Source organism: Nocardia sp. NPDC046473 (assembly GCF_040645995.1).
Classification (GTDB): Bacteria; Actinomycetota; Actinomycetes; order Mycobacteriales; family Mycobacteriaceae; genus Nocardia.
The window spans coordinates 709,362-721,641 of sequence record NZ_JBEYZJ010000006.1; the positions used below are offsets into that span (position 1 = coordinate 709,362).

The window sequence follows — 12,280 nt, forward strand, 5'->3', positions numbered from 1 at the left end:
TGCTTGCGCGCCAACGGGAAACCGATATCCAGGCGTTCGCCAACGCCGATGTGCCGTTCGAGCGCCTCGTCGAGGTGCTCAATCCGGTCCGGTCGACCGCGCGGCATCCGCTGTTCCAGGTGGGTCTTTCGTTCCAGAACCTGGCCCAGGCCGGGCTCGAACTGCCGGGTCTCGCGGTGTCCGGGCTCGATATCGACACGGCGCTGTCGCAGTTCGATCTGCACCTGATCGCGACCGACCGCTACAGCGACGCGGGCGAGCCCGAGGGCATCACCGGTTTCTTCACCTACGCCACCGACATGTTCGAGCGGGACACGGTGCAGGGCTTCGTCGATCGGTTCGCACGACTGATCGGTGCGATCATCGCCGCGCCGCGCACCTCGGTCGGCGACATCGAACTGCTCGACGTCGCGGAGCGCGCCCAGCTGGTGACCGGTCGCAACGCCACCGAGAACGCGGTGGATACGACGGCGACGCTGGTTTCGCTGCTCGACGCCTCGGTGGCGGCCGGGCCGAAGGAAGTCGCGCTGGTCACCGAGGACGGTGCGTCGATCACCTACGGCGACCTGGATGCTCGGGTGAATCGTCTTGCGCGGCATCTGATCTCGATCGGGGTCGGGCCGGAGTCTCGGGTCGCGCTGGCGTTCCGACGTTCGGTCGATCTGATCGTGGCGATGTACGCGGTGTCGAAGTCCGGTGGCGCGTATGTGCCGGTGGATCCGGCGCAGGCTGCCGAGCGGACCAGCTACATCCTCGAGACCGCGGCGCCGGTGTGCGTACTTACGAATGCCGATGCCGAGTTCGATACCGATGTAGCGCCTTTGGTGCGGATCGATGAGCTGGATCTGGCCGAGGTGGCCAAGACTCCGATCACCGATGCTGATCGGGTCGCGCCGTTGCGTCCGGAGAACACCGCGTATGTGATCTTTACGTCGGGTTCGACGGGTCGTCCGAAGGGTGTGGCGGTTTCGCACGCGGCGATCGCGAATCAGTTGCAGTGGAAGGTCACTGAGTTCGGTCTGGATGCGGCTGATGCGATTCTGCTGAAGACCGCTGCCACATTCGACCTTTCGGTGTGGGAGTTCTGGTCTGCGGCGGTGTGTGGTGGCCGACTGGTCATCGCCGCGCCTGACGGTCACCAGGATCCGGCTTACCTGAACGAGCTGATGGCTCGTGAATGGGTCACCACCCTCCACGTGGTGCCCTCGATGCTCGACGCGCTCACAGCCGGTGACTTCCCGAACTCACTGTGGCGGGTGCTGGCGATCGGTGAGGCACTGCCGGGTGCGCTCGCACAGCGGTTCGTGCGCGAGCACTCCCGTACCGAGCTGTTCAACCTCTACGGCCCGACCGAGGCCGCCGTCTCGATCACCAACCATCGGGTGACCAGGGCCGACGAGACCTCGGTGTCCATCGGTCTGCCGGAGTGGAACAGCCAGGTCTACGTGCTGGATTCGCGACTGCGGCCGGTGCCGGACGGTGTCGCCGGTGAGCTGTACCTCGCTGGTGCGCAGCTCGCTCGCGGCTACTTCGGGCGTGCGGACCTGACGGCGGATCGGTTCGTGGCCAACCCGTTCCAGACGGGTGCGCGGATGTACCGGACCGGTGACCTGGTGGCGTGGAACGCTTCCGGTGAGCTGGAGTACCAGGGCCGCACCGACTTCCAGGTGAAGATCCGTGGTTTCCGGATCGAGCTGGGCGAGATCGAGGCCGCGCTGCTGGCCATGCCGGAGATCGCGCAGACCGCCGTGGTCGCCAAGTCCGACCCGAAGACCGGTGATCGTCTGGTCGCGTACTTGGTGGCGTCGAACGGTGATGTCGATGTCGCACAGGTGAAGTCGGCGCTCGTCGCCGGTCTGCCGTCGTACATGGTGCCTGCGGCGTTCGTCGTGCTCGATGCGTTGCCGTTGAACGTGAACGGCAAGTTGGATCGAAAGGCGTTGCCGGAGCCGGAGTTCGAGGCGCAGGCGTTCCGTGCGCCGTCGACGCCGATCGAGGAGATCGTGGCGTCGGTGTATGCCGAGGTGCTCGGTGTCGATCAGGTCGGTGCGGATGACGACTTCTTCGGTCTCGGTGGTAACTCGCTGCTGGCGACCCAGGTCGCCGCTCGCATCGGCGCCGCGCTCGATGCCAGGGTGCCGGTGCGCGCGCTGTTCGAAGCGTCCACCGTCGCCGGTCTGGCCGTGAAGGTCGAACAGCATGCCGGTGCCGGTGGCCGTCGCGCCCTGGTGGCGGGCCCACGCCCGGAACAGGTTCCGCTGTCGCTGGCTCAGCAGCGCATGTGGTTCCTCAACCAGTTCGACACCGCCTCGGCCGTCAACAACATCCCGGTCGCCGTGCGGCTCACCGGCGATCTCGACGTCGCCGCGCTGCAGGACGCCGTCGCCGATGTCATCGCCAGGCACGAGACGCTGCGCACGGTGTACCCGGAGCAGGGGCGCGCCGCAAGCCAGGTGATCATGCCCGCCGAGCGGTCGGTGCCGGATCTGACGCCGGAAACCGTTGGCGTCGAAGACATTCAGCAGCGGATCGTGGACGTGATCACCGCGGGCTTCGATGTCACCACGGAGATTCCGTTGCGGGCCAAGCTGTTCCGGGTCACCGACGGCGAATACGTGCTCGTCTTCGTTGTGCACCACATCAGCGCGGACGGCTGGTCGATGGGCCCGCTGACCCGCGATGTGATGCTCGCCTACGCGGCCCGCTCGAACGGCGTGCCGCCGGGCTGGGCGCCGCTGCCGGTGCAGTACGCGGACTTCAGCCTCTGGCAGCGTGACGTGCTCGGCTCGGAGGCCGATCCGGGCAGCCTGATCTCGCAGCAGGCCGAATACTGGCGGGCCGCGCTGGCCGGGCTGCCGGACGAGCTCAACCTGCCCGCCGACCGGACCAGGCCGACGACCCAGTCGTTCGCCGGTGGACGCGTGGTGTTCCCGATCGAGGGCGAGCTGCATCGCAAGCTCACCGAGATCGCGCGGGAGCAGAACGCGACCATGTTCATGCTGGTGCACGCCGCGCTCGCGCTGTTCCTGGCGCGGATGTCGGGCACCGACGACATCGCTATCGGCACCCCGATCGCGGGTCGTGGCGAGGCCGAACTCGACGACGTGATCGGCATGTTCGTCAACACGCTGGTGCTGCGCTCGCACGTCGAAGGCGACCTCACCTTCGGCGAGCTGCTGGCCCGGACGAAGGATGCGGACCTGCAGGCGTTCGCGCATGCCGACCTGCCGTTCGAGCGGCTCGTCGAGCTGCTCAACCCGGAGCGCTCGACCGCGCGGCACCCGCTGTTCCAGGTGGCGCTGTCGTTCGAGAACCTGCCGGAGACCAGTTTCGAGCTGCCCGGATTGCACGTCGGCGCGGTCGATTTCGAGGTCGACACGGCGAAGTTCGATCTGTCGCTGACGATTCGGGAGGCGGCGGCCGGCGACGACGCGGGCATGTACGCCGAGTTCTCCTTCGCCCGTGACCTGTTCGACGACGCCACGGTCGAGGTCTTCGCGCAGCGATTCACCAGGCTGCTCGACGCCATCGCCACCGAACGCGACCTGCCGATCGGCGACCTGCCGCTGCTCGACGCGGACGAGTACGAGCTGCTCACGCACGTGCACGGCGAAGACGTGATGGCCACCGGGCTGCTGCCGGATCTGTTGCAGCGCGGCGCGAAGCTGAACCCGGAGCAGATCGCGGTCCGCTACCAGGGCCGCTCGATCACCTACCGCGAGCTCGACGAGTACTCGTCGCGGCTGGCGCGAGTGCTGATCGAACGCGGGGTCGGTCCGGAACGCATTGTGGCGCTGTCCTTCCCGCGCTCCTACGAGATGGTCGCGGCGTTCTGGGCGGTGGCGAAGGCCGGTGGCGCGCACGTGCCGGTCGACCCGACCTACCCCGAAGACCGCATGCGGCACATGATCAACGACTCCGGCGCGGTCATCGGTATCACCGCGACCGAGCACGTGGATCGCCTGCCGCGCGATGTCGAATGGCTGCGGCTGGACGATCCGGCGCTCGATGCGCTGATCGAGGCCAAGTCGCCGGATTCGGTGACCGACGCCGATCGCCTCTCGTCGCTGGCCATGCGGCATCCGGTGTATGTCATCTACACGTCGGGTTCGACGGGTATGCCCAAGGGCGTCACCGTGACTCACGCGGGCATGGGTGGCCTGGTCGGTGTCGCCACCGACCTGTACCAGCTCGAGGCGCACCACCGGTTCCTGCACATCTGCTCGCCGAGCTTCGACCCGTCGGTGCTCGAATGGCTGTGTGCCGCTTACACCGGCGCGACGCTGGTGATCGTGCCGTCCACTATCATCGGTGGCCCGGACCTGGCCGAGCTGCTGCGCACCGAGCGGGTCACGCACACGATCATCACCCCCGCGGTGCTCGGCACGGTCGATCCGGCGGGCATGGAGGCACTCGAAGTCGCTTCCGTCGGTGGCGATGTCACCACGCCGGAGCTGCTGGCCAAGTGGTACCCGGGCCGGAAGTACTTCAACGCCTACGGTCCGACCGAGACGACGATCATCTCGTCCTACGCGAGCCTGACGCCGGGACGGCACGTCACCATCGGTCTGCCGGTGCGCGGCATGTCGGCGCTGGTGCTCGACAACCGGCTCAACCCGGTGCCGCCGGGCGTCGCCGGCGAGCTCTACCTCGCCGGTGGCGCGGTGGCGCGTGGCTACCACAACCGCCCCGACCTCACCGCGGAACGATTCGTCGCCAACCCGTGGAGCAATGAGGGCGCGCGGATGTACCGCACCGGTGACGTGGTGCGCTGGTTCGCCGAACCGGGCGAGCGGGCGGGTAATGCCGCCGTCCCCGAGGTGCGCTGGGAGCTGGACTACGTCGGGCGCTCGGACTTCCAGGTGAAGATCCGCGGCTTCCGCATCGAACTCGGCGAGATCGACACTGTCCTCGCGGCCCATCCCGACGTCGAGTTCGCGATCACGCTCGGCAAGGAGACCACGGCGGGCGCGACGATTCTCGTGTCGTATGTGCTCGCGGTGCCCGGCCACGAGATCGACCCGGTCCGGCTCAGCGAGCACGCCTCGCGCAGCCTGCCGCCGCATATGGTGCCGTCGGCGATCGTGGTGCTCGACGAGATCCCGCTGACTCCGGTCGGCAAGCTGGACCGCAAGGCGCTGCCCGAGCCGGTGCTCGCGCCACGCGAGTTCCGGGCACCCGCCAGCGAGGTCGAGGCGATCATCGCCGAGGTGTTCGCCGAGGTGCTCGGGGTCGAGCAGATCGGTTTGGACGACTCGTTCTTCGCGCTCGGCGGCGACAGCATCCTGTCCATCCAGCTGGTGTCGCGGGCCAAGGCGCGCGGCGTGGTGTTCTCCCCGCGCGAGGTGTTCGAGCGGCGCAGTGTGGCCTCGCTGGCCGAAATCGCCACGCTCGGTGCGGGTTCGGAGCAGGTGAAGCTGGAAGAGCTGCCGGGTGGCGGGGTCGGCGAGATTCCGCTGACGCCGATCATGACGCAGATCCTCGCGAGTGGCTCGGCCTACGACCGGTTCTCGCAGACGATGGCGCTGCGGCTGCCGGACGGTATCGATCGGGCGACGCTCGTCGGAACCATCGCCGCGGTGTTCGACCACCACGATGTGCTGCGTACTCGGTTGCGCCGCAACGAGGATCGGTGGGCGTTCGAGGCGCTGGCGACCGGTGCGGTCGACGTGGATGCCATGGTGCATCGGGTCGAGCTGGCCGCCGACGTCGACGACGCGGAGCTGAAGCGGGTCGGCAGCGAGGCGTTCGACGCCGCGCTCGGCCGACTGGATCCGGCGAATGCCGTGATGGCGCAGTTCATCTGGTTCGCGTTCGAGGGCGAGCGGCGCGATGTGCTGCTCATCGTCGCGCATCACTTCGTGGTCGACGGTGTGTCCTGGCGCATCCTGATTCCGGACTTCGCGGTGGCGTGGTCGCAGCTGGCCGCCGGTCAGCAGGTGGCGTTGCCCGCCAACGGCACGTCGATGCGGCGCTGGGCGCACAGCCTGGTCGAGGCGGCTTCGTCGGCCGAGCGGGTCGCGGAACTGCCGTTCTGGCAGCAGGTTTCGACCACACCGGATCCGCTGCTCGGTGCGCGGCCGTTCGACCCCGCGGTCGATACGTTCGCCACGGTCGAGCGGGTCGAGGTCACCTTGCCCGCCGAGGTCACCGACGCGGTGCTCACCGCGATCCCCGGCCTCTACCGCGGCGGTGTGAACGACGGGCTGCTGTCCGCGCTGGCAATGGCCGTCGCGCGCTGGCGTGGTGACGGCGCGGCCGCGCTGGTCAAGCTCGAGGGTCACGGTCGTGAAGAGGAAGTCGTTCCGGGCGCGGATCTTTCGCGCACCGTCGGCTGGTTCACCACGGCCTACCCGGTCCGGCTCGACCTCGGCGGCGCCGACCTCACCGACGCGTTCGCCGGTGGCGCTGCGCTCGGCGAGATCGTGAAGTCGATCAAGGAGCAGCTGCTCGCAGTGCCGGACAAGGGCCTCGGTTACGGGCTGCTGCGGCACCTGAACGCGGCGACCGGGCAGCGACTCGGTGCCCCGGGGCAGATCAGCTTCAACTACCTGGGTCGCATGTCGGCCGGGGAGATCCCCGAGCAGCTCGCCGAAATCGGCTGGGTGCCGGTGGGCGATCTCGGTCAGCTCGACGGCGACATGGACCTGGACATGCCCGCCAACGCGACGATCGACATCAACGCGATCGTCACCGACGGTGCGGACGGTCCGGAGCTGGGCGCGGCGTTCGCGTTCCCGACCGGGCTGCTGACCAAGGAACAGGTGCAGGAGTTCGCCGACCACTGGGTCGCCGCGCTCACCGCGCTGGCCACGCACGCACGCAGGCCGGATGCGGGTGGCTTCACGCCGTCCGACATGTCGCTGGTGCGGGTCGAGCAGACCGATATCGAGCTGTGGGAACGTAACTACCCGGCGCTGGCCGAGGTGTGGCCGCTCTCGCCGCTGCAGTCCGGTCTGCTGTTCCACGCGATGATGACCCAGGCCACCGTCGACGTGTACACCATGCAGGCCGTGGTCGATCTCGGCGGCACGCTGGATGTCGAGCGGCTGCACGCGGCCGCGCAGGGCATCATCGACCGCTACCCGAACCTGCGCACCGCGTTCGTCACCGACTCCGACGGGCAGGCCGTGCAGGTCGTGCTCGATCGGATCGAGGCGCCGTGGCGCGAGGTGGATCTCACCGGGTTGCCCGCCGACGAGCGGACCGTGGAACTGCGCAGGCAGGTCGCGGCCGATCAGGCGACGCACTTCGACATGGCGGTGCCGCCGCTGCTGCGGTTCACCCTGTTCCGCACCGACGAGAGCCAGTGGCATCTGGCGATCACCACCCATCACATCCTGTTGGATGGTTGGTCGATGCCGCTGCTGATGCGGGATCTGCTGGTGCTGTACGCGGTTCGCGGTGATCAGACGGCGCTGCCCAGGGTGGCCTCGTACCGTAACTTCCTCGGCTGGCTGGCCGGGCGGGACCGCGAGGCCTCGCTGCGGGCCTGGGCGACCGCGCTCGACGGCGTCAGCGAGCCGACTCAGCTTGCGCCGCAACCGCGTTCGGCCGAGCAGTACGAGATCGGCAAGCTGGTCACCGAGCTCGACACCGACCGCACCCGCCAACTCACCAAGCACGCCGCCGAATTGGGCGTCACGGTGAACACACTGGTGCAGGCGGCCTGGGGCATCCTGCTCGGACGGCTCACCGGCCGAGGCGATGTGGTGTTCGGCGCCACCGTCTCCGGGCGGCCCGCCGAACTGCCCGGCGTCGAATCGATGGTCGGCCTGTTCATCAACACGCTGCCGGTGCGGCTGCGGATCGATGACCGGCAGACGATCGGCAAGTTGCTGGAGCGGTTGCAGCACGATCAGGCCGACCTGCTCGAGCACCACTACGTGGGGCTCACCGACATCCAGCGGGTGGCGGGCACCGGATCGCTGTTCGACACGCTGCTGGTGTTCGAGTCGTATCCGATGGACAAGGAGGCCATTTCGGCCGCCAGCTCCATCGACGGCATGTCGGTGACCGGTGTCGGCGTCAACGACGCCACGCACTATCCGCTGACGCTGCTGGTGACCGCCGAGGCGACGATCGAGCTGACGCTCAAGTACCTGGGCAGCCGGTTCACCGCGGACGAGGTGGAGATCATGTCCGCGCGGCTGGTCCGGGTGCTCGAGGCGCTGCTCGGCGATCCGGACGGACTCGTCGGCGACATCGACATCCTCGATGCCGGTGAGCGCGCTCGCCTGCTCGTCGAATCCGGTATCACGGCAACCACTTCCACGCCGGAACCGGCAGGCCGGGTCGGCGCGCACACGGTCGCCAAGGTGCTCGCCGAGGTGGTCGAGGAGGATCCGGAGGCGCCCGCGCTGCTCGCCGACGGCGACGAAATCGCTTACCACGTCCTGGATCGACGCTCCTCGCAGTTGGCGCGGGTGCTCATCGATCGGGGTGCGGGGCCGGGCGATATCGTCGCGCTGGCGCTGCCGCGTTCACTGGACGCGGTCGTCGCGGCCTGGGCGGTGCAGAAGGCCGGTGCCGCACTGTTGTTCGCCGGTGACCTCTCCGTCGACGAGATGGCAAGCGCCGGAGCCACCTTCGGCATCACGCCGAATGCGGTGCCGGACAGCTCGATTCAATGGTTGGTCCCGTCCGAGCCACGGATGCAGGCCGATCTGGTCGCCGCCCCGTCGCACCCGGTCTCCTACGCGGATCGGGTCCGCCCACTCGGCGAAGACCACCCGGCCTTCGTCGTCCCGACCGCCGACGGCGTCCTCGCCATCACCCAGACCGAGGCCCTGGCCCGAGCCGAACACGTCCGCGAGGAGTACGGCATCGACTACGAGTCGACCACGTACACCACCACCCCCTCCGGCCGCGTCGCCATGCTCGAGTTCCTGGCCTCCGCCACCGCAGGCGCCCTCTCGGTCCTCCCGACCGGCGAAGTAGCCAACGACCTCGCCGACGGCGAAGTAACCCACTGGTTCGTCACCCCGAGTGAGGTAACCGATGTCGCGGACCCCGAGGTCAAGATCGTGATCGCGGAGTAGGACGGAATGACAATCCGCCGGTGCGGAGCACAGCCAAGTGCTCCGCACCGGCGGTTTCGTCGAGTCTCGGTGAACTGGATTCGTCCGAGATCGGCGGACTCTGGTTCGCATCCTTCGTACAGGAGGTTGTCCCGGTAATGATGCCGGTTCCGCGCGGTAACCGTTGGACAGCGACAGATCTCGACCACTTGCCTGAAAACGGACTGCGATACGAAGTGCTGAACGGCCTGCTGGTAGTGACCGCAGCGCCGAATCTTCGGCACCAGTTGCTGATCCAGGGCTTAGGACGTGCCCTCGACACAGCTCTGCCTCCCGGTCACCTCACGCTGCCCGGTGTCGGTGTCCTGATCGGTGCGGACGAACCGATTCCCGACCTCGTTGCGGCCAGCGGCCCGATCGATTGGGATGCTCGAGGGATCCCAGCTGACCAGGTGAAACTGGTTGTCGAGGTGGTTTCCAGGTCGACCACTCTGCAAGACCGAATGGTCAAGCCCGTTGTCTATGCCGAGGCAGGCATCCCCAACTACTGGCGATTCGAGATCAACTCGTTCAAGGGCCAGCTGCCGGGTGAGTCGTTGCCGGTCTTGTTCGCCCACGAACTCGGCGACGACCAGGCCTACGAGCTGACCCATCGGGTCTCGGCCGGCGACACCGTCACCCTGCACAGCCCTTTCGAATTCGCCATCGATCCGGGGGCTTTGTTGCCCTGATGGGCAAGCTGTCAGGCGGGTCGGTGAGCTGCCGGATCCGAGGTGGCAGCCGGGGCGAGGAGTTCGTCTACTGACAGGCGGGTGATGTCGATGGTTTCGGCCATGGCGCGGTGGCCCGCGTCGTTGAGGTGCATGCCGTCGCCGCAGTCGTAGTGCGGGGCGATGAAGCCGGGGCGGGCGGGGTCTTCGACGGCGCGAGCTACGTCGAAGACCGAGTCGAAAACGGTGGTGGTGCGCAGCCATTCGTTTACTTCGCGGCGGGTCTGCTGGGTTTCCTCGAGTGGCATGCCGGGGTAGATGCAGCCTGCGTAGGGGCCGATGGTGGCGGCGTGGATGGTCAGGTCTGCTTCATGGGCGCGGCGGGCGATCTCGGTGAAGCCGGCGATCAGTTCGTCGGTGGTGGCGGGTGGTTCGCCGGACATGCCGCCGAGGATCAGGTCGTTGATGCCGAAGTTGATCAGGACGGTGCGCGCGCCGGGGACGCTGAGGACGTCTCGGTCGAAGCGGTCCAGTCCGGGCACGCCGATCTCGTTGGCCAGCAGGCGATTTCCGCCGATGCCCTGATTGACGGCCCAGCCGTGGTCGAGGCGGGCGTTGAGGGCGTCCACCGAACGGAGGTTCGCGCTCATCGTCGAGCCGACGCCTTCGAACCATGAGTCGCCGAGTGCGACGGCGATCGGTGTGCCAACGGGCGCAAGCACATCGACGCCCGTGACGAAGAAGCGCGCGGGAACTTCTTCGGGATCTGCGAGATTCGGCTCCGCCGTGACGTTTCCGGTTGCGACGTAGGCGGTTTCGCTCGGCTGATGGGAGAGAGTGGCGAGACCGGTCGGCTCGGGCAGGTAAAGGCTCAGCATGAGATCGGTGCCCGCATTCACGGCCAGCTCGACCGGGTCGCTGACCACGGCTCCGCCCACCGGGATGGTGATCTGGTCCGCGCCGTCGAACCGCAGCACGGCGTCGGTCTCCGTGACGATCTCGCTGCCGTTCTTGCGCAGCGCGACGCGCGCGGCGCCGATGACCAGCGGGGTCTGCCCGAAGAGGTTGGTCAACCGGATCCGGAACTGCTCGCCGCCACCGGCCAGGTGCAGCACCTGACGCACGGTCTCGTCGGCGAACGCCCGCGATTCGGTGAGCTTGACCTGCTCGTACGGGCTGATGACCGCGGAACGGAAACCGGCGACCCAGGCGGTGGTGTCAGACATCGAAAGCTCCAGTAGTTGTCGTGCGGAATATTGCGCTGGCATATTTCTACAGCGGAGTATTCCGCGTGTCAACTATCCTCGAAGCAACTACTTCGGGTAGGTTGGTGGCATGGATGCGACCGAACTGTTCGAGGACCCCCGGCTGACCACGATGGGTCTGCTGTTCGAGGCGTTCGAAGGGGTGGTCACCAAGCTGGAACCGGTCTGGAAGTCACACGGCCTGTCCGGTCTGGACCTGAATGCGCTGATGCGCCTGAGTCGTTCGCCGAATCGCCGGCTGCGGATGACCGATCTCGCCGCGCAGACCACGCTGTCCACCAGCGGCGTCACCCGGCTGGTCGATCGGCTGGCCCGGGCCGGGCTGGTCGAGCGGGAACTCGACCCTGGCGATCGGCGCAGTGCGTACGCGGTGTTGACCGAACCGGGTGCGGCGCGGCTCGAAGAGGTGCTGCCCGACTATCTGGACGCGGTCGAGCGCTGGTTCACCGGGCTGCTGACCCCCGCGCAGCTCGACGGGCTGATCGCCGCACTGCGGGTGGTTCGCGATGTCACCAATCCGGAGGCGACGGTAGGCATCGACCGGTCGGCCGAGGTGTGACGCTCAGTCGGAGGATTCCTCTAGGAGCCGTTCGAGCCCGTCGAGGATCAAGTTCAGTCCGAAGGTGAAATCGGCGATGCCCGTGTGCTTTCCGTCGATCACCAACTGCGACAGCGCGTTCATGTACGGAAACCGATCCGCCGGGATGAGCGGCAGGAACTGCTTTGCGGCCGAAGCGTATTCGTCCGGCTGCAGCGGGAAGTTGACCTGCTGCAAGGTGAATCCGTAGATGTGGCTGTCCATCGCATTCCACGCCCGATCGGCCAGCTGATAGGAGAACCCCGCGGCGCGCAGGCAGCCGACGGTGGCGTCGATGTAGCGCAGCATGGCCGGGCCGACGTTGAGTCTGGTGCCGATCAGTCCGTTGGCCCACGGGTGGCGCAGCAGTGCCTCGTGCGCGGCGGTCGCCCGCGCGCGCATGGTCGCCTTCCAGTCGCCGCCGATCTCGGGCACGCCCATCTCGGCGACCACCAGATCGGCGACGCCGTCGAGTAGGTCGTCCTTGTTGGTGACGTGGTTGTACAGCGACATCGCCTCGACGCCGAGCGTCTGTGCCAGTCGGCGCATGGACAGGGCCGCGAGGCCGTGCTCGTCGGCGAACCGAACGGCGGTGTGCAGCACCTTTTCCCGGTTGAGCGGCGCGCGTGCGGCACCGTTGGCGGACGTTTTGGGCATCGGCCCCTCTCTTGACGGACTTACGGTGTAAGCGTACCGTCTGCGGTGAGT

Annotated in this window: 5 protein-coding genes (1 of these 5 running past the window's edge); 3 read left to right on the forward strand and 2 right to left on the reverse strand. The window is 67.6% G+C overall.

The window, feature by feature from the left end; translation table 11 throughout:
• Window positions 1-9,041 carry the final stretch of a non-ribosomal peptide synthase/polyketide synthase gene (locus ABZ942_RS24815; protein WP_357385768.1) on the forward strand. 34,591 nt of this gene lie to the left of the window's left edge, so 9,041 of the gene's 43,632 nt are visible here — the last part of the coding sequence; its start codon lies off the left edge, out of view; its stop codon occupies window positions 9,039-9,041.
• Window positions 9,042-9,061: 20 nt separating this feature from the next.
• A complete protein-coding gene (locus tag ABZ942_RS24820; RefSeq protein WP_357385770.1) occupies window positions 9,062-9,751 on the forward strand; it encodes a Uma2 family endonuclease in 690 nt (229 codons plus the stop codon).
• A gap of 11 nt (window positions 9,752-9,762) precedes the next feature.
• Here the strand turns inward: ABZ942_RS24820 and ABZ942_RS24825 are convergent, their stop codons facing one another.
• The gene (locus ABZ942_RS24825; RefSeq protein ID WP_357385772.1) at window positions 9,763-10,956 is read right to left on the reverse strand and encodes a GDSL-type esterase/lipase family protein; all 1,194 of its coding nucleotides are present in this window, start codon (window positions 10,954-10,956) and stop codon (window positions 9,763-9,765) included.
• Window positions 10,957-11,065: 109 nt separating this feature from the next.
• Between ABZ942_RS24825 and ABZ942_RS24830 the strand changes: the two genes are divergently transcribed.
• Complete coding sequence (locus ABZ942_RS24830) at window positions 11,066-11,554, forward strand: MarR family transcriptional regulator (protein ID WP_357385774.1); 489 nt, start codon at window positions 11,066-11,068, stop codon at window positions 11,552-11,554.
• A 3-nt stretch (window positions 11,555-11,557) separates the two neighbouring features.
• On the opposite strand, the gene ABZ942_RS24835 is transcribed toward ABZ942_RS24830, so the two are convergent.
• On the reverse strand, window positions 11,558-12,229 hold the full coding sequence (locus ABZ942_RS24835) for a TetR/AcrR family transcriptional regulator C-terminal domain-containing protein (RefSeq protein WP_357385776.1): 672 nt from the start codon (window positions 12,227-12,229) through the stop codon (window positions 11,558-11,560).
• Window positions 12,230-12,280 lie beyond the last annotated feature (51 nt).

What these genes read in the sequence shown, in the direction of transcription:
- ABZ942_RS24830 (WP_357385774.1), top strand. Translation starts at nt 11,066, where the DNA reads ATGGATGCGACCGAACTGTTCGAGGACCCCCGGCTGACCACGATGGGT.
- ABZ942_RS24835 (WP_357385776.1), bottom strand. Translation starts at nt 12,229, where the DNA reads ATGCCCAAAACGTCCGCCAACGGTGCCGCACGCGCGCCGCTCAACCGG.
- ABZ942_RS24825 (WP_357385772.1), bottom strand. Translation starts at nt 10,956, where the DNA reads ATGTCTGACACCACCGCCTGGGTCGCCGGTTTCCGTTCCGCGGTCATC.